The sequence below is a fragment of the Pseudomonas sp. NPDC088368 genome (genome assembly GCF_044753445.1).
GTDB classification, from domain to species: Bacteria; Pseudomonadota; Gammaproteobacteria; order Pseudomonadales; family Pseudomonadaceae; genus Aquipseudomonas; species Aquipseudomonas bambusae.
The window spans coordinates 59,063-76,932 of sequence record NZ_JBIVNG010000004.1 but is presented as its reverse complement, the minus strand read 5'-3'; the positions used below and the strand labels follow the sequence as shown (position 1 = coordinate 76,932).

General features: G+C 49.1%; 18 protein-coding genes and 1 pseudogene. 10 read left to right on the top strand and 9 right to left on the bottom strand.

The genetic code is table 11. From position 1 onward, the window contains the following. Nucleotides 1-288 precede the first annotated feature (288 nt). Complete coding sequence (locus ACIQAL_RS09370) at nucleotides 289-1,113, bottom strand: hypothetical protein (RefSeq protein ID WP_401144686.1); 825 nt, start codon at nucleotides 1,111-1,113, stop codon at nucleotides 289-291. 810 nt (nucleotides 1,114-1,923) lie between these two features. Here ACIQAL_RS09370 and ACIQAL_RS09365 point away from each other — a divergent pair. Together ACIQAL_RS09365 and ACIQAL_RS09360 are read left to right on the top strand one after the other, a co-directional pair. After that, nucleotides 1,924-3,306, top strand: coding sequence for a relaxase/mobilization nuclease domain-containing protein (locus ACIQAL_RS09365; RefSeq protein WP_401144684.1), 1,383 nt, complete (start codon nucleotides 1,924-1,926; stop codon nucleotides 3,304-3,306). 221 nt (nucleotides 3,307-3,527) lie between these two features. Next, nucleotides 3,528-3,908, top strand: a complete 381-nt coding sequence (locus ACIQAL_RS09360) for a hypothetical protein (RefSeq protein WP_401144682.1) — start codon at nucleotides 3,528-3,530, stop codon at nucleotides 3,906-3,908. 158 nt (nucleotides 3,909-4,066) lie between these two features. Here ACIQAL_RS09360 and ACIQAL_RS09355 read toward each other — a convergent pair whose 3' ends face one another. From ACIQAL_RS09355 to ACIQAL_RS09340, 4 genes are all read right to left on the bottom strand, one after another. Next, a complete protein-coding gene (locus tag ACIQAL_RS09355; protein WP_401144680.1) occupies nucleotides 4,067-5,029 on the bottom strand; it encodes a hypothetical protein in 963 nt (320 codons plus the stop codon). Next, nucleotides 4,962-5,633, bottom strand: coding sequence for a hypothetical protein (locus tag ACIQAL_RS09350; RefSeq protein ID WP_401144678.1), 672 nt, complete (start codon nucleotides 5,631-5,633; stop codon nucleotides 4,962-4,964). Before ACIQAL_RS09350 ends, ACIQAL_RS09355 begins: the two co-directional genes overlap by 68 nt. 69 nt (nucleotides 5,634-5,702) lie before the next feature. Next, on the bottom strand, nucleotides 5,703-6,158 hold the full coding sequence (locus ACIQAL_RS09345; RefSeq protein ID WP_401144676.1) for a hypothetical protein: 456 nt from the start codon (nucleotides 6,156-6,158) through the stop codon (nucleotides 5,703-5,705). 144 nt (nucleotides 6,159-6,302) lie between these two features. After that, the gene (locus tag ACIQAL_RS09340; RefSeq protein ID WP_401144674.1) at nucleotides 6,303-6,860 is read right to left on the bottom strand and encodes a hypothetical protein; all 558 of its coding nucleotides are present in this window, start codon (nucleotides 6,858-6,860) and stop codon (nucleotides 6,303-6,305) included. Between the two features lie 200 nt (nucleotides 6,861-7,060). On the opposite strand from ACIQAL_RS09340, the gene ACIQAL_RS09335 reads away from it, so the two are divergent. The 3 genes from ACIQAL_RS09335 to ACIQAL_RS09325 all read left to right on the top strand — a co-directional run bounded on the left by ACIQAL_RS09335 (nucleotide 7,061) and on the right by ACIQAL_RS09325 (nucleotide 8,698). After that, nucleotides 7,061-7,363, top strand: a complete 303-nt coding sequence (locus ACIQAL_RS09335) for a helix-turn-helix domain-containing protein (protein WP_401144672.1) — start codon at nucleotides 7,061-7,063, stop codon at nucleotides 7,361-7,363. Nucleotides 7,364-7,655: 292 nt separating this feature from the next. Beyond that, nucleotides 7,656-8,255, top strand: coding sequence for a hypothetical protein (locus ACIQAL_RS09330; protein ID WP_401144670.1), 600 nt, complete (start codon nucleotides 7,656-7,658; stop codon nucleotides 8,253-8,255). After that, nucleotides 8,252-8,698 (top strand): hypothetical protein, encoded by a 447-nt coding sequence (locus tag ACIQAL_RS09325; RefSeq protein ID WP_401144668.1) that lies wholly within the window; start codon nucleotides 8,252-8,254, stop codon nucleotides 8,696-8,698. The genes ACIQAL_RS09330 and ACIQAL_RS09325 overlap by 4 nt, the downstream gene beginning before the upstream one ends. A 252-nt stretch (nucleotides 8,699-8,950) precedes the next feature. Here ACIQAL_RS09325 and ACIQAL_RS09320 read toward each other — a convergent pair whose 3' ends face one another. Both ACIQAL_RS09320 and ACIQAL_RS09315 read right to left on the bottom strand, forming a co-directional pair. Next, complete coding sequence (locus ACIQAL_RS09320) at nucleotides 8,951-10,225, bottom strand: Y-family DNA polymerase (RefSeq protein ID WP_401145299.1); 1,275 nt, start codon at nucleotides 10,223-10,225, stop codon at nucleotides 8,951-8,953. After that, entirely contained in the window at nucleotides 10,212-10,643 is a 432-nt protein-coding gene (locus tag ACIQAL_RS09315) for a LexA family protein (protein WP_401144666.1), read from the bottom strand. The genes ACIQAL_RS09320 and ACIQAL_RS09315 overlap by 14 nt, the downstream gene beginning before the upstream one ends. A gap of 95 nt (nucleotides 10,644-10,738) precedes the next feature. Between ACIQAL_RS09315 and ACIQAL_RS09310 the strand changes: the two are divergent. The 5 genes and pseudogenes from ACIQAL_RS09310 (at nucleotide 10,739) to ACIQAL_RS09290 (ending at nucleotide 16,579) form a co-directional block, all read left to right on the top strand. Continuing rightward, nucleotides 10,739-11,454, top strand: a pseudogene (locus ACIQAL_RS09310) (SOS response-associated peptidase). Nucleotides 11,455-12,124: 670 nt separating this feature from the next. Beyond that, nucleotides 12,125-13,741, top strand: a complete 1,617-nt coding sequence (locus ACIQAL_RS09305) for a hypothetical protein (protein WP_401144665.1) — start codon at nucleotides 12,125-12,127, stop codon at nucleotides 13,739-13,741. A 10-nt stretch (nucleotides 13,742-13,751) separates the two neighbouring features. After that, nucleotides 13,752-14,579 (top strand): C1 family peptidase, encoded by an 828-nt coding sequence (locus ACIQAL_RS09300; RefSeq protein ID WP_401144663.1) that lies wholly within the window; start codon nucleotides 13,752-13,754, stop codon nucleotides 14,577-14,579. Between the two features lie 37 nt (nucleotides 14,580-14,616). Continuing rightward, on the top strand, nucleotides 14,617-15,309 hold the full coding sequence (locus ACIQAL_RS09295; protein ID WP_401144662.1) for a hypothetical protein: 693 nt from the start codon (nucleotides 14,617-14,619) through the stop codon (nucleotides 15,307-15,309). Between the two features lie 205 nt (nucleotides 15,310-15,514). Then, the gene (locus tag ACIQAL_RS09290; protein WP_401144660.1) at nucleotides 15,515-16,579 is read left to right on the top strand and encodes a hypothetical protein; all 1,065 of its coding nucleotides are present in this window, start codon (nucleotides 15,515-15,517) and stop codon (nucleotides 16,577-16,579) included. 529 nt (nucleotides 16,580-17,108) lie between these two features. Here the strand turns inward: ACIQAL_RS09290 and ACIQAL_RS09285 are convergent. Further along, entirely contained in the window at nucleotides 17,109-17,303 is a 195-nt protein-coding gene (locus ACIQAL_RS09285; RefSeq protein WP_401144659.1) for a type II toxin-antitoxin system PrlF family antitoxin, read from the bottom strand. A gap of 207 nt (nucleotides 17,304-17,510) precedes the next feature. Then, nucleotides 17,511-17,801, bottom strand: a complete 291-nt coding sequence (locus ACIQAL_RS09280) for a hypothetical protein (RefSeq protein WP_401144657.1) — start codon at nucleotides 17,799-17,801, stop codon at nucleotides 17,511-17,513. Between the last annotated feature and the right edge of the window lie 69 nt (nucleotides 17,802-17,870).

The following is a 17,870-nucleotide window of genomic DNA, read 5'->3' as shown; positions in this document are numbered from 1 at the left end:
CAGGAAGGCAAAGCTATTACTTTGCTACTACTCTGTCCATCTTGGACCAGCCTTGAGGGCTCAGAGTGAGGTTAGGCGATGCCAAAAATATTCATCGACACGGCTCAATCCCAGGGGGTACGTAATCCAAAGGGTCCTCCTGCCGGTCTCACTCCGGGTAGCTGTGCTCCCCTACCGCAAGCTGCCGCCGTCCTCAGACAGTGAAGGGAGAACTGCCCGCAGAACTCACCACCATAGAGCCTACGCTCGACCCACACGGCGAAGCATCGCATTGGGCACTCCAATAAATTATGCCAATGAGTCCTTCGGAACGAGTTGCTCGCTCGCCACTGCCCCGTCCGAAATCGTCTTAACTTCTGGAGTGTCTTCTTTTGACGCCCTCAGAGTCATTCCCCAATTCCCCTTGTTGCTTAAAATAGGTTGAACGCTCTCCCACCATTCCCAAATATATTTAGCCAACTTTTTATGCTCAGGGTTGAGGACTCCTCTGGGATCATCTCTGTGCATGCAACTTATACCTCGGCGAACCTCATCCAAAGCGTGTTTCACATCATCCACGTCGAAGGCGCCACTCCATCCTCGGGCGGTGGAAACGAGAGTTTGAATCGCCCATAAGCTTTTACGAATATCAACAAACATTTGCCTACTCTCTTTTGATGAAAGGTACTTATCTTCTGCTATGGATAGTTTACTTGCGACTAACAGCCCCTCCAAATTCTGAGAAACCTTCTTTTTAGGCTCATAAAGAAGCTCTCGCTCTCGTTCTGCGATCACCTTAGGCAGTCGATCACTGATCACGTCCTTCCATTTTTCCATGGCCCTAGTCGTACTTATAACGTGGTGTGAGTTTCTTTGCAGCAACTCAAGGACAGAAGTCTCGGGCGGTGGGTTATCGTAATCAAAACTGCCAATGGATGTATTAGGGACTTGATATTGCACAAGAAAAAGTGTAAACCGAGTTCTGCCAAAACTAAAATGCAGAGAAAATCTCCCATCTCTCTTAAAGCCATTAACAGGCTTTTTCTTAGCAGACTTTCTTTTTATGGGGCTACGAATAGACTTGGTCGCATTCCCTGAACCGCCATCGAGTAACGAAACAACTGAATCACCCATATAAAAAACCCTCTATTATTTTTATAGTAAAAACATTATACCATGCATTATTGAATATTTATCGCGACAAGAAAACATATTAGAATTACGCTCAACAATACCACACAAAGAACCGATCAATATTCATAAGCAAAAACAAAAATATAACCTTCCCGCTTTATAAATATAAAGAACAACAAGAATAAATATTTTACATATAAATACAAATACAAGCTCGCACAGACAAAAAGAAAGCCAAACTATCACGAAGTTAAAAACTACACCCACAGCAAAAAAAACACAAACTAGTGATATAATAATATTAGGAAAAGCAAGCTATGTTTCCCACCCCACAAAATACTTTTGTGATGGTAGAAAACTCAAATGCTCAAAACCTGCGGTTTCTGCGCCTCAATAATAAAAACATCAAAATTGGAGTACATCTATGCCTACACCCAAAAAGTCTGGCCGGCCCAAAATTCCGGACAATCAAAAAGCATGCATCGGAGTAAACGTCTATCTAACTCATAACGACTATTCAGAAATAAAGAGACACGCAGATAAGCTCAACTACAAAAGTTTATCTAGATTGATCAAGGACACCTTGCTTATAGCCACTAGAGAAAAGAGAAACACAGATAGACTCATCAACCCCGAGCACGAGGCCTACAAGAGCTATGCGTCGGCACTGGATCAACAAATAGAAGAAGTATTTTTTGTCCTCGGTAATATACCCGTGCCCGATGACCTGCTACGAGAGATAAATCGCCTTAACAAAGTTATACAACAATTCCTAAATCGTATCCAACAATAACAACAAGAGGTTTTAACATGATCCATAAAAAATGCCACTCTTCATCTAGATGCGAAGCAATAATTCGCTACATGTTTGCAGCGAGCATGAAGGCAGAAGACCAGGCGGTACGCCCTCTAATCGAATATTTGGGTGGGAATCTTCTGGCCCCATCACCTTTCGGGCGATTTAACGAACACAACATCCGCGAGGTTGACACTCGAAAAATTGAAGCAGAGTTCAATGCTAAAATGGCCCTGTATAAAGGCACCGGCAGTCAGTTGGTTGAACACCATGTATTAAGCCTCCCCCTCGAAGACACGCTTACGGATCGGCAATTTAAGAACGCGGTGAGAGATTTCTTGGAGTTACTAGGCGCTGACGCGTCGACAACTTGGGTCGCCGCCAGACACTCAGACGCCGAACATAGCCACGTACATATCGCACTGTGCAGAGTGCAGGCCTTGGCAAATGATGGTCAGTTCAGCCATTACGGCCTAATGAGCAACAAAAATGACTATGAGCGCGCAATTGAAGCTGTCAGGCAAGTCGAAAAAAAATATGGCTTAACACAGATCGAGTCACCCGGTGAAGATTTAAACGCTAAAAACCAGGCCGCCATACTCCGTGCTATCGGGAAGTCGGTACTTGCTCAAGCACCTTTAACGGTGTCTGACTTTGTGTTGAACATGGCAGCCAAAGGCGTATGCATGAGAGCGGAGGTCGACTCGGCCGGACAGGTTCATGGGTTAGCATATCGCTTAAATTCCGACGATGGACGCTGGATTAGTGGTAGTAAAATTATGGCATCGAAATTAACGTTTGGATCTCTGAAGGATCTTCTAGATTATTCACCCCAACGTGATGATCGATTGCTAGGTGTCGGGAAATTTACTATTGCCGTCAATGTCGAACCTTTCCGGAGGTCTACAAAAATTAAAAAATTGGCGGTGTTACTCCGCACGGATAAGACTGTGGCAGACAGGATCGGCTACCTACACAGGTACCCGCAACTCGATGAGTTACTTGTCACGAATGAAGCCCGGATCGGAGTCGTTTTTCATATCAATCTTCTCACAAAGAAAAATTCTGCTGAAGCCATGGAATGGGCGGTTTGGGAAGAACTTGTTCGAACCGTCACCCAAAACGCTTTTAGAATGCTAGGAAAAAGCTTTTCCTCGGCAAATTATGAATTCGTTGATTTAGGCCCCGCGTACCGCGAAACACCTCCTGTACAAATTATAGAAATCTCGGGCCTATCGCCGTCAACGATCAATAACATCCTAGAGCGCCTGAGCGCATATCTGAACAGTGATGAATTTCTCCCCGAGGCTAAGGAGATCAACCCCACGAAAGAGAAGCCCAGACGTCCTGATCAGATAGATAGCAGTTTAAGCCAGTATACAAGCTCACAATCGTAATCTGCCGCCTTGCAGATCCTAGCCACTTCCCACCTCAATTCAGTCAGGTTTATCGCGGTGTGGTCTGTGTCCTTCGTAAAATCTCCACAGCCTAACTTAATTGATCAAGCAGGCGGGTGATCAACAAAAACCAGATATATGCCACTCCCGCCATTGCCAATCACGTCAGATTCACTAACCTATATCTATGCAACCTTCATCAATCATCGAGGATGGTATTTATGAGTCCGGAGCTTGAACACAACCTTTTCGCTAAGTATCCAGAACTACTTGGCTATCAAGACGACAGCGGAGTTTACCGTCCCAGGATATGGGGGTTTGAGCACCATGATGGCTGGTACACCCTTTTGGATGTACTCTGCCACAGCATCCAAAAGAGAATCGAATCGTGCCCGCAGCCACAGGTGAGTATAACTCAGGTGAAAGAGAAATTCGGTGAGCTAAGATTCTACTACAGCGGGGGGGACGAACATATTGCTGGGGCAGTGGAGTTTGCTGAGCATCTTTCCTCACGAATATGTGAGGAATGTGGCCAGCCAGGCAGTAAATCTCAAATCAAAAGCTGGATCATCACTCGATGCGAACTGCACCTGCCCAAATGATGTGTCCTGCTTAGTAATATACGGCCCGTGCGTTGTTACACCAGGCGGCTGATGAATGGTCAGTCTCTGATTCCAGCTTCGGCAGGGGATAACTTGATAGCACTGGCATCATAACCGCCCCTGCGTAAGCAAATGGCCCTACGGGCCATTTGCAAAGATCAGAACGTTTTGGAGTACAGCACCGAGCCATTTTCAATAACGTTGATTTTCTGGGGATCAATCATTATGTAACGAGCATCAGTCGGTTGCCCACCTAGCCTTTCACGCTCGACCGATGACACATAGCCATAGATCTCAAACCTGGCGCTCGAACGGGCGGTCTCAATTTTTTTAGCAATTTCTTCAGCATCAATCTTCAGATTCAGTTTTGAACCATTGATAATACCAACTCTAAAATTAGTCGTACTAGGCTGTAAGTAGCAACGCGGCTTTTGCGCTTTCGCGTATGAATTGGGATTGCTCATTTCAGTCTTGGTGTAGTCAAGCTTTTCTGAAAACAAGCACGAGTTACTAGTAAAACTATGGGAATCGAAATCATACGATTTTAAGTCCGCATTAACTATCAGCTTTACTCGAATATTTCCGTTGATTTTTTGGGCCTCATTCTTTACCAGGCTTGCTATTTTGTCCATCAGTTCGCGTTTTTTGAAAGCTTCTTGGCTTGCTGTCAGTTCTGCCTCATACTCATATAGCTCCGGCAGGTCAGATTTTACAAGTATAGACCCGGCAACAGACTTGGCAATTTCGTCCGAGCCTTCTTCCCAGTTCCTCTTGGCCGTGTAAATCTGAATCGCGCTAAGTTTAGACTGAATATTTATGTAGCTTGCATCCTCCGAAAGCGCAGGCGCTGAAAAATTTACGCGAAGTGGCGTGTTCGCGTCCTCCAACTCTTTCTTTGCCTTCATACCCTCTTCAGTCATCCCTTGGGCATTCACAGTCTTGCCCGTAACCACCTTTGAAGTCTCTGGGGTATTGGACTCTTTTTGGCCGCATGCCGCTAACAAAGCACCACCCACGAGAACAGCTGAAACCGTATTGAAGCTTTTTGTAAATTTAACCACTTGTCTGCTCTCCCCGTGCGTCAATCTTCTTCCATGCGGCATTAATTTCAGCAACCGCACGATGGTAATGCTCTTTCTCTACATTTATTTTGTACATTTGAAAACCTAAAAAACCAAGCGTCAAGACTGTCGCAGTATTGGTTAATGTACTAGCAAGATAATTCCAGTCCCCATGCGCCGATTGATACGGAAACCACACATAAATACTCATACATAAAACGAAAGCTCCAAAAATTCGATTACCTGGGAATTTCCTGTAGCGCCCTAACAAATTCATACCAAAGATTAGCGAAAACGCACCAACCACCAAGCCCGTGATATACCCCAGGTACGGGATAGACAAAGCAAGCCCATATACTGTTGCCCAGAGCGCCGCCTTGAACGAGTTATGCATGCCTCTTTGTGATATAGGATCCTCTACAGGGATATGGCTGCTTCTTTTAAAAGCTATGATTTCGCCATTAAAAAAAGCAAGACCTATCCTCGCACCGAGACGCACCGGCACCGCGGAATTTTCAAGACTCACGTTTGAGACTTCACCATTTGATAAATCCTTAAGCCACACATTTTTTGTATGGGTGGTCTGGATTTCGTCGGCATTACCGTGAATATAACTGGCTTCATCATTGCTCAGTACTTCATACACACCGGACTTGAAGCGCATACGCACCCTCTATCGCATATTTAATAAGATATCTAACCTAAAATCTTTCACAAAAGCTTGGCATGTTAACTAATGACCCACCCTGGCAATGATTCGACAGAATGCGTCGCGGGCGCCACTCTCTGGAGTGTAAATGCCCGCCGATGCGATGAACACGAGTGACACCTTAGATCCGCCATTTATTGGCTCAACGCGCGCATTTAGAGGAGCCTTTTTGTCGCTTAAATTCACGTTTTGGAAAGCCGAGATAGCTTTCTTTTCCTTATCTGAGTTCTGAATATAAAAACCGTCACTCACCAATATTTTATACAAACTGTCGTATGCTTTCTCGGGCACAATGCCAGGCAGGACTGACGTAGTGATAAACCTCTTACCGCTGAAAAAGCTGCCTTCTGCCGCAAAATTTTTTTCACAATCGTTCCCGGCTTTTGGAGCGAGGGCACATCCGTTCAAAAACATCGCGGTAATAAGACCAACCGCTGATATGGCGAAAATTCTCAATACGCCATGCTTCTCAGCATTCATTCGTAATTCTTCCTTGTTACTGATATTTATTTATTCGTTGAAGTTAGGCTGCCAACATAGCAAAAAACCATTGCATTTCCTTATGAGAGTGGGATTACGCTGCCGACACTGCCAAGTGACCATACCGGGAGTGGATCAATCTCACTACTGCGGCATATCCACGCCATTTTTTTTAAAAGCATCAATCGTGTCTTGAACAAATATCTCCATGCTGTCCATGTACCGCGTGTTTTCCTCAGGGCCCTTCAGCTCGCTTTTCGGAACTTTCCTTTTTGACGATGCCGGGACAGAGCTTGGTCTCTCATTGGGCCGCTCCGCCAAGCGGTGAGGACTGTTTACCATCTCAACCATGGCGAAGGCTGGCGAACACGGCGGCAACGGATCGAGGTGTCGGCGGTCTTTATGAAAGTTCGCAAAGAAAATCCACCCGAGAGGTGCAAACGAAAGAATTCCGTAATCGCTCCCACTCCGAGTAGTGACCCACAGACTCTCCCTGTTGGAGTGAATCTGGACGATGTCTGACGTTTCGATTCTGTGTCCATCCGCAAAAGTGCCTGCTCCGTCCGCACACACATGTCCCCACACCTCCCCCGTCAACATGGCGGGGCTCTCAACGGCGGCGTTTGTCACGAAGCCTGTGAACACCACGCTGACAGCGTCGGACTTCAGCTTAGCTATTGCGGCCCTGATCTCGTCATTCATCCCGCGTCACTCCTCACGCCAGGTTGGTACAACTGAATACACAGGTGCCGCCCCTCTACTCGAAAAGGGCATGGGCCCATGGCTTCAAATGATGCAAACAGAGAAAACTTCTGAGATATATCTTAACATCGCCTATCGTTGATTCCAAAATACACTACGCGTCGATCCAATGCTAGCTTTGTGATTCAAGGCTAAAAGCGATGGATTTCAACGAGGCTTTTGGCCGCGCTGTGCAGGCTCTGCGCCTTAGCAAAGGGCTTACGCAGAAGGATTTTCTTGGCGCTCTCTCGACCCAGTACCTGTCTGATATCGAGCGAGGAAAGCGCACACCGTCGATCGCGGTACTGGCTCAAATCTGTGAGCGCCTTGAGGTGCATGAGGCTGTGCCGATCATCCTAGCCAAACATTTCATGCGGCCATCTGAACCTCTCAACCGCGCACTCTCCGAGATCGAGATTCAGCTGTCTGCGTCAGGATTCAGTCTTCCAGACTCAAATTTTTGATACGGGGGAGAGCCGCGAAGTGACACCTACTCCTGTTCCCACGGGCTTAGGTCGTCTTACATGAGTGGTCATCCTAGAGTTCATCCAGAGCACGATGCTCGCCCCCCTACAGACGGCATAAATGCAGATTGAACCAGATACCCATATCTCTCATTCAAGTTGAGACAACTCTGTCATCTGCGCACTACCCACCAGCACCAAAAACCGTTTTGTGATAGAGTTTTACCGAAATCAGTAGCCACCAGCGCCACGGGTCCGTTAAATCGCTGGCACTTGTGAATAGGGAGAATATGTGTACGCGGAACTCAACGTGTTGCTCAGATCCGGGGTCAACTCAGCGTCAATTAGGCAACAACTTGCTAAATATTTGGGAAATACAGCAATCTCAGCCAACGATGCAGTGGAAAACACCTCACTAGCTGCCTATCACGGCCTAGTGGTAGGAGCAGCGGCATTCCCATCGGATTCAAAAGTTATATATCTGTGCTTAGTCGAAAACGAAGTACAGGTATATATCTTCGCCAAAACAATATCTCAAATCAAAGAACACTGCGCAAAAGCAGTTAAGCAACTAAAAAAGATGCACGGCTTGGAAATCAAGAAGTCATCCGCAACGATTCTTATCCCAGACAATGGAACTGATATCGACATATTGATTGGCGATGAGAGGGGATGGTTTTCTACGTTTACCAGTGCTCTATTCGAGCGCTGGTTTTCCAAAGGCCTCACCGCAGCAGTTAACGCTACCGGCGCGGTAATTATTTTCAAAGCCGCAGAAAACCCTGCAATAAGTGCTGTAATTGGCCTAATCGCCACCGCGGTGGGTATTGTTTTCGAATCACTTCATTCTGCTTGGCGAGTGGAGTCTTGGAGTTGGAAGGAGTCGAAATGAAAGACAGTCAACCTAACAGGTATAGAGACTCAATATCGCGCGTGGAAGATCAAGTATTTATAGCATTGCAACATTTGCCAAGCCTATATACTGCTGCCCGTGGTACGCTCTGGAGAGAGCAGATCGAAAACTTAGCTGGATCACCCTTCCGCTATAAGCCAGACTTTGAAGTAACCGACCAACGTGGGAGGAAACTGTTCATAGAAGTAAAGTCTGAAAGAGCTATGACTCTCCCAAACATGATACATTTTTCAGCCATTAACGACATGTTCCGCCATCGTCCTGACACGCGTTTCATGGTATTGGTCTGGGGAAATATCCTCACCACTTCAAAATTCTCATCTTTCCCAGAGTTTCAAAACTTGTATATAGAGCACGCTGAAAACGATTATGAAGCGAGGGGATGTGTTTTAAGAGTTTTTGAATCTGCTTTTGACAGATGAGTTCAAACTACAAAGCAATGCTGCGCTTGTCGCTCGGCGGCGAGCGACACGTATGCCGCTCACAATCTACAAAAAATTACAGCGTTTGGTTGCAGTCAATCGATCACTTTCACTATATCGGCATCTATAGGTGGCACAAACGAAGCTCGTTGGCTTAATACCCAGCTACACCTTTCAAATCGTAACTCTTTTTTTTTGCGTAACGTCACCGCGTTACGCATAAATTTTGTGTAATTAACACACTACTGAAAGTCAATTGACTACCCACAGCTCGTCTAGTTTTGTTGTGAAGCTCTGACTCATCAATTCGCGACGCATGGCCCATGTAGGGTCGGACGGCACGCTTGCAGTCCGTAGTGTCCCTCTCCCCCACCTTTCATTGATCTCGTCCAACACGCTCATCACCTTGTCAGCCGCCGCAGGCTGTGAATGAGCGAACAGGTCATCCGTAAACTCACCTGGCTGACGTAAGTCCATCAACAGCACTTCGGCCTTGCTGTATTTGAAGCCTGGACGAAATAGGCGATTGACTGCCTCGGTTGCAGCCTTGGTCATCAACCGAACGTCGTTCGTTGGATATGGCAGCTCAACCAAAGCACCGTTCGCATACTTAGCCTCCTCCGGGTTGAACATCCCGGTTCGAATGCTCACCCGAATTTTCTTGCACAAGGAGTTTTGCATCCTGAGCTTCTCGGCAGCGCGATGGATGTAGGTCGCCACTGCCTCCTTTATGGGCTCGATGTCGGTGAGTCGATTACCAAACATCCTGCTGCAACAGATTTCCTGCTTCGGCGGGTCAGCTTCTCCCAACTCCAGGCAGGATGTGCCGGCAAGCTCGCGCGCGGTTTTCTCAATAACCACGCTAAATTTCTGTCGTAACGTCCAGGGGTCAGCCTTGGCCAAGTCCATCGCGGTCTTGATGCCCATGACCTCAAGGTGCGCTTTCATCCTCTTACCGACACCCCACACCTCACCCACATCGGTATTGCGGAGCGTCCAGTCACATTTGAATTGGTCGCATAGATCGACCACTCCACCCGTTTTGCTCAGTAGGCGCTTCGCGGTATGGTTGGCCAGCTTGGCTAAGGTTTTCGTACGCGCGATACCGACTCCCACAGGGATGCCGGTGCACTTGTAGATTGTCGAGCGGATCTTGCGTCCAAAAGCCGTGAGGTCGCCAGGGATGCCAGTGAGGTCAGCAAAGGCTTCATCGATGCTGTAGACCTCTAGAGCGGGCACCATGCCCTCGATGATTATCATCACCCGCTCGCTCATGTTGCCGTACAAGGCGTAGTTACTGCTGAAAGCGATGACCCCGTTACGCCGCAGATGATCCCTGATTTGGAAGTACGGCTGCCCCATCTTCACAAATGGTTTAGCGTCATACGAGCGTGCGATCACGCAGCCATCGTTATTCGAGAGGACGACAATCGGAGTCCTGGCCAGATCAGGTCTGAAGACGCGCTCACAGCTTGCGTAGAAGCTGTTGCAGTCGATTAGCGCGAAGACAGATTCAGGTTTTGTCATGATCGCGAACACTGAATTTCACTTTGCCCCAAACAACCAGTTCATCGCCTTCCATCACATGACGAGCAGGGTACTTAGGATTTTCAGACATCAACACCACCGTGTTTTCGCGCATATGCAGGCGTTTGCACAGCGGTTCAGAATTGAGCGCTGCTATGACGATGTCCCCGTGCTCTGCGTAGACACTGCGGTCGACGACAACCAAGTCTCCGTCGAAAATCCCCGCACCTTGCATGCTGTCCCCGGCGATCTTGACGAGGTACACGTGCGGCGCACGAATCTCGAACAACTCATCCAATGAGATGTGTTTTTCGATGTGATCGGCTGCCGGAGATGGAAACCCAGCAGGCACATGAAACGAGTAAAGCGGTAATTTTTCCCCACCGCCTGTCAGTGGGCCAAGAATGGTGACGCTCATGATGCAGACTCCGCATTAACTGTATGTATATACAGTTAACGACTTGCAATGCCTGCGGTCAATCACGTATGCAGGATTTTTCGACAGGTGACAGCATGTGCGGACGCTACTCGATCTATGAGCCAATGAATCACGACCTCAAGCAGCTTGCCCCAGAGCAGTTCGTGATCAATGGAGACGACCTATGGTCAATTGAGCGCTCCAACGTGGCTCCCAGCACTCGGGTAGAAATCATTCGGGCAGTAGGTGACGGCCTGAGAGTCGACAAAGTGAAATGGGGATGGTCACCCTTTTGGGCCAAAGGGAAGCGGCTAGAGTCGATCAACGCGAGCGTTGAGACTGTGATGACGGGAAAATCCTTCAAACAGCTCTGGCCACAGGGCCGCGTTTTGACCCCCGCTAACGGTTGGTTTGAATGGGAGAAAAATCTAAAGGATCCCAGACAGAAGCAGCCTTTTTATATCTGCCCAAAGATGAGGCTCCGATGTTTTTCGCCGGACTGGCTGATGCCCACCTAGACCTGGAAACCAACGCCGGAGACGGGTTTGTGATCATCACTGCTGATTCGGACCAGGGAATGGTGGACATCCATGATAAACGCCCCGTGGTCCTCACGCCCGAGCATGCTCGGGAGTGAATTGACCCTAATACCTCGCCGCTGCACGCCGAGAAATTTGCCAGCGGGTATTGTCGTCCTATAGGGGAGTTCGAGTGGTATCCGGTGAGTCGGACTGTGGGTGACGTCCACAATCAGGGGGAACACCTCGTTGAAGAGGTACCAGCTGCGAATTTCTTACGCCCGAATGAGTAAGCAGCTCCCGGGTACCGGTGTGAGGTTCCCTCTGATAGGCGTCAGTGCAGTTCTACTTACCTGCCCGAAGCAACGCTAGAGATGCGGTTTTTCAGCATCCGGTTTATTAGTACGACCTGAACCGCATGCCGACAGCAGTCGAAGCAGGTCCGAAGGCTCTGAGCAACATTTTTATGAATCCGCAGCCAATTAGAAGCCGCAAAACAGAAGGAAGACTCTGAGCTAGCGGCATTCGCCGCAATGCCCCGAGCTTCACCGTAGACGGAGTAGATCCGAAAGCCAGATCAATAGAGCCAGAGAGACATTTGGAAAGAAACTACCCTTTTTCGGTAACTTTCTTCTGCCATCAACTCAGCTATGTGTTCCTGGGCAGCAACTTATGACCCGTCACTTTGGATCTGAGCCCTCAAACAGTCTGGCCACTTCGGCATCCAGTGCATCCGAGGCAATCAAAGCGATTGCAACCATCAGCAGCGCAGAGTCGTAGCTTTGTGTCGAGTCCTTGATCCAACCCATGACAGGTGGCAAGCCAAGCCCTGCGATATTTGCGATCGAGTTGATGAGAGCGAAAGAGGCAGAAGCGGCCGCACCTGAAGCCGTAGCAGCATTTTTTGTCCGAGGACAATGCTTACTCTTAGATCCTAGTCATGAGTTTTGAGGGGTTCTGAGGGTGGACAAACTCACGGATTTCTTCTTATCTGTGAGTTCCAGCATTCATCACATTTACACTACCACCTCGCTAGTGGCGTTAACGTCTGAGGTCAAACGGAGCCTGAGATTCATGGAGAATAACGCCACTTTTGCTCGGACCACCTCGGTCCTCGGGTTCATTTGTCTCGCATGCGTGTCTGCATGCTCGACAGATTTGAACGCCATCAGAGTGAAGCCTGACACTGACATCCCACCAGCAGGGGCACCTTACAACCTGACCTTTACTCAGTACGAGATTACCGTCACGAGGAGAGTCATTGGCTGCACAAAAGATGGTGGTGCAGGGTTAGAGATAGCTATAGATGCGTCGGTAACTCAAAAGGAACAGAGCGACTCTACTCGGCATTACGTCATAGACTTGCAGTCACTCCAGTCGATCTGGAAATCCACAGACATTGAAGCCACGTATTACGACAGCGGAGCGCTCAAAGCAATCAACGCCAGTGCTGAGGACCACACCGGGGCGGTTCTGGTGAGCGCTGCATCGACACTTGGGAAGATCATCGTTACGGCCGCAGCGCCCGCAGGCCCGAGCAATGGATGTGAAAAAACCATAGCTGAGACCATCGCCAAGATTCCTCAAGCTCAAGCTACCGTCAAAGCTAAGACCCAGACACTAGATCAGCTGACCGCGGACTTAAAGGAAACTACGGACATTGCAACCGTTGTAGGCAAGACTTGGGGGCGAAGCGACCGGGATCTTTTTGCCGACAAGATCAAAGCACTCCAAACAGCAAGGAGGGAGCAGGCGGCGGCAAATAGTGAGCTGCAAGCGCTGTTAAGCAAAGTGAGCTTCGTATCCAAGGCAGCTTGGCCTCCTAGCGGCGCAGTCTTCGAGCCTTCAGTAGCGGTCCCCCCGAACAGTCCAAAAGGGGCACCGGCAGCACCGGTTCCGGTTGTAGAAGATTTACCTATCAAAACTGTGCGCGACGTGTGGGGGAATGCCACTCACCCCGCACAAGTGGTGGATGACGTCCGCGTCTACGCAAGGCTTATTAGCACAAGTCCAATGGGCTCAACAGATCCATGCGTCGTCACCTGCAAAGAGGACAGCACACTAGGTTTGAAATACCGAGTGCCGGCCCCTGGTAAGCTGTTGATATGCATCAAGCCTGATTGCAAACCCGAATCCTCGGATGTCATCACCGCAATCGATGGGCCCGTGAGCCAACTCGGGCATGTCTTCGTTTTACCGCTGCACAGCGGGATGTTCACAAACAGAACCGTGGTAGCCGAGTTTGACGATGCAGGTCGACCAACGAAGCTGGGTGTCAAAGACACCTCGGCGGCGGCCGAAACAGCGGCGAACTCCGTTGGATCAATTGTCGATACAGTACTCACTGCCCGGGCAAAAATTATCCCTTCCAAAGTAGACAGAATCAAAAGCCAAACGGAGCTTTTGAAAGCCGAAGCAGAAAACGCAGCGGCCAGAAAGGCTTTGCAGCCTGAACCAAACGCTGAAAAAACCGCGGCCAAAGAGGCTTTTGCTGCTGACACTGCATTACTGGAAGCCCAGGTCGCGAACTTCGAAGCCAACCAGGCTCTCGACGCCGCTATCGACGCAGTTTCGAAATGAGGCCCGACCGATGTCACTAGACGCTGCGTGGATAAAAAATGCCGCCGCCGCCCAAGGTTGGGTTGCAATGGATACAGAATTTGCCCCCGAGTACCCTTTCGAGCCTAACGCCACGATGAGTATGTTCAGTTGGCTGGGGGAGTTGTTCAGTTTCACGCCAGATTACTTCCAACGGAGACCGGCTGACTCTAGCGGGGTCCCTGCCAAGAAAGATTGGAGAGAACTCAACAGCTGTATCACAGCGCCGCTGAACCAGAGAGACATCAATGCGTGCGCATCCTTCGCGACATGCTCAGTGGGCGATGCTCGTGCGCGGATTGCGGGATTACACCCTGGTCAGTCGGCCCCTCTCTTCCACTACTTCTGCACTCTCGGCCGCACGATCACGAGTGGTGCAGATTTTGATTGGATAGCAGAAATGACTCTCCAGAAAGGGCTGCCCTATGCGATATCGGCAAGTGACTCGCTCAGAGACAAGGATGCATGTCCTGCCCTGGGGGTTCCGCAAACACTCGGAGTGTCAGCATTCTACTCCTTCAAAACCGTCGAAGAGGTGAAGCGTGAAATCGCCAAGCATGGTCCCGTAATGGCCAACATGGATCTTAGGGAGGATTTTCATAAGTGGTATCGCAGCGGAATTTATAAGCCCACGGGACTGCAAATCAGATCTCTGCATGCGGTCTGCTTGATAGGCTACGATGACAAAGCCGGATGTTGGATCGGAAAAAATAGCCTTGGAACCGAATGGGGTGAAGACGGAGGTTTTTTTCGCATCGCGTACGGGGCTGCTGGCATTCTTTCCAACGGTGAGCCGGTCTACTCGTTGGATCTCGCCTAACAGATATTAACTTGCGAAGTTACTACAAGGATTGGGTATGGCTTTAGTTTTGGACGAGGCAGAAAAGCAAATCCTTGGCGCGCTGCTCGTAGACTTCGGAGAGCAACGTCGGGAAGCCAACGATCTCCGTAGCGCTTACGAAGGCCCACGAGTTTCACAACTCGCTGCTGCTATTTGCGCGGGAGATATCACGCAAGTCGATTTTGATCTCGCATTCAGAGACCTTGAAAAGAAGAAGCTGATTCGCTCAGGGCCATTCGCCCTTTATGACAATGCTCCAAACAGCGGAATTACGATCATAGGCGGTTATAGTAGAAGAGAATATGCGAGCTTGACTGAATCCGGCTACAAATCCGCCAAACAAACAAGTAACCGTCCCAGCAAACCACAACGCTCGGTCACGCACAATGTGCACATTTCCGGGGGGAGTTTTTCAAACTTCCAACTGTCTACTGGGGACAACGTAAAACAGAACATGTCAATTGATTCTGCAACCAGTAATGAAACACTAGCAAAAATAATCGAAATACTTGAAAGCAAAGGGGATAAAGTGTCAGTAGATGACCGTGCTGAGCTGGTGTCCGCAATTGATGAGGCTAATGACGGGAATGGCGGCGGCGCCAAACGATTGCTGGAAAAGGTTTGCGGTCCGGCATGGACGGCTTTACAACCAGTAATTTGGCCGTTTTTCGGTCAAATTTTGAAGAAAAGCTTAGATCTCGGAGATTGAGTTTTCTCTTGGAAATACAATCACCAAACCGATCTGCAATTTCGGTAGCTGTTAACGATTGCCCTGATGGATCAGTATGAATAGATATCTCCACGTATACGTAGATAAGAAAAGTTGGCCCCGATCTGGCGGTCAGCCGCAATTTCCAACCTCATTTAAAGATGGCTCCAGCAGGCACAAACTTAATATACCCGCGATGCTACTAATGATTGGATATCTGACCACACCCGCTGAAAATACCGGCGTGACTCTGACAGAATTCTGGGCATGGGTTAGGTATCTTGCAGCGATAACTACCGATGACAAAGATCTTAAAGTTACAAAAAGCTTTGCACAGCTGGATGCCCACCAAAAAACCATTCTCAGTGACGACTTTGGTATGGGGGTATCCATGCTATGGCTTACTAAGAAATTCAATTTGGATATAGTCGTAGACGGCCGATACTTTATGGAGCACTACGCCGCACTCCTGGATGTAGAGCAACGAAGAACCGCGAAACGTGGACCGAACAAGACGCCTGACTTCGTCGCGCGCGATGCAGCAGGCCTTTGGCACGTGATCGAATGCAAGGGGACTCAGTCCGGCATCGAATACAGAGAACGCCAGCTCAAAGCGGGAGTAGCTCAGAAACAATCCTTACTATTTCCCAAGGGGCACGTTGGACAGAGGCTTGTATGCGGGCTCGACATAGGCATTGAAGGGTCCAACAGCAGCCATCTCAAGGTCATAGATCCGCCGCCAGATGATCCCGTGACGATAGGGCTCGAAAACTTGCCCAAAGCAGTTGATGCGGCAACCCGAGGCGTTATGTCCAAGGCCCTACGCATGGCAGGATTCGAGACATCGGCAGAGGTAATGGGCGCCTCCGTGGTCATTTGGCCCACTTTGGAGCTAGACCCAGAAAGGCAAGAACAACCCGATGAGGCTCGACTAAAAAAACGTGCCGCACTAGCTGAGGCAGAATTATCGGAGCGGGAAAATCATGTACATCTGTTTGATGACGCGTTCATCGGAAGGGAAACGAAGTTGCAATTGCCTCGTCGCATCCGTGCAGGCGAAAAACTCGTTTCCAGCGTCACCATACGACAAGGAGTGAATCGCGACGCATTGAGCGAATTGGCAGAGCTGGCCGCATCAGGGGAACAAGATGGGACATTCAAAGCCGACTGGCCACATTTTATAGGCCGAAACAGCACATCATGGGAAGATAATGAGGCAATGCTAAAAATAGGAAAACTATTTAGGTCAGAGATTATCTTACAAAGCTAACCTATCTATCCCTGTTGAGCCCACATTCACCGCTGCGAATGGGTCTGTGATAGGTTCATACAACCTGAATAGATCCAGATCGTGTGCCCGAACTGGGACAAGCAATGCCCCTCAAAATCCAGAGACTGTTGCCGCTGACCGAAAACTGACCCGTTAAAGGCTGTTTTGCCGACTAAAAACTGACCCAGGTGTTCAACTGCTTCTCCTCACTTTCCGAGCAGGAGAACACCAGGTGATCAGCATGGAAATGATGGGAAAAATTCGGCGGATGTACGTGCTTGGGAGCTAACCGGTTCATTCGCGGATGCCATTCAGTGTTTTGTATTTATCCCAGGGAATCTCAAGCTGTCTTGCGACGTGGCGATGCCGCGCTAAAGCGCAGATTCGGGCTTGATGGAGCGAGGCACCTTCGTGCCCTAAGCATCCCCAATGGTCATTCTCCTCCACCAGCGGAGGTACCTCAGTGGATTTTTCGATCGCAACCAACATTCGCATCACCAATATCCGAGATTCTTCGCGGTTCAGCTTGTCACTCATCCAAGGGAGATAGTGGGGCATCAAGATCAACCTCCACTCCCTCGACTAGGCTGCGAGCCCTCTGCACCAAACCAGGGTCGAGTGGTTTGAGAGTGTCCGGATTAGCCGCAATATCTTCCAAAATCAATTTCAGGGATTCGGCAACATCCTGCTGGGTAAGGTCTTCGATCTTAAGCGTATCGGTCACACATCACCCCCTCTGAAATGAGCACACCCGACGTAAGGCGTGGGAGTGTGCATACGAGGCATCCCTCACTCACGAGCAGTCTTCAGGACACCTGTATCATCCTAACTCACCGCTCAGTAAAACAGCGAGATGAACGACACCTAGCCTAGGGCGCTGGTTTACAAGTGCATGACCCGCTTGGGATCCTTTATCGCAACGCGATGTTGGTCAGATGGTCTGAACAGACACCACTTCAAAGTATTTGAATTTTTTCTTCCGAGCAGCCGCTTTGGCGTCAATCTCGGCGGTGAGCGTGCTCAGCGTGTCAGCCTCATAAACGAAAAGCTCGGTCGCCCCCTCGAACTCCTTAGAAACTTTCATTGTCACCCGAATTTTGGGCGACAGCGACTTGGCCTTCGGCTTGGGTGTAACAGGCCGCTCAGTAAGCGGAGGCGTCAGCACAGACTCCCCCAAAGAACCGAAAAGCGCGCGCCGCATTTCTTCTTCCAAATCACTCATCTGTAGCCTCTTTGTAACCATTCACCTATCAGCGGTACCGGTGACGTCGCTAGTGCAGGCAGCATAGGA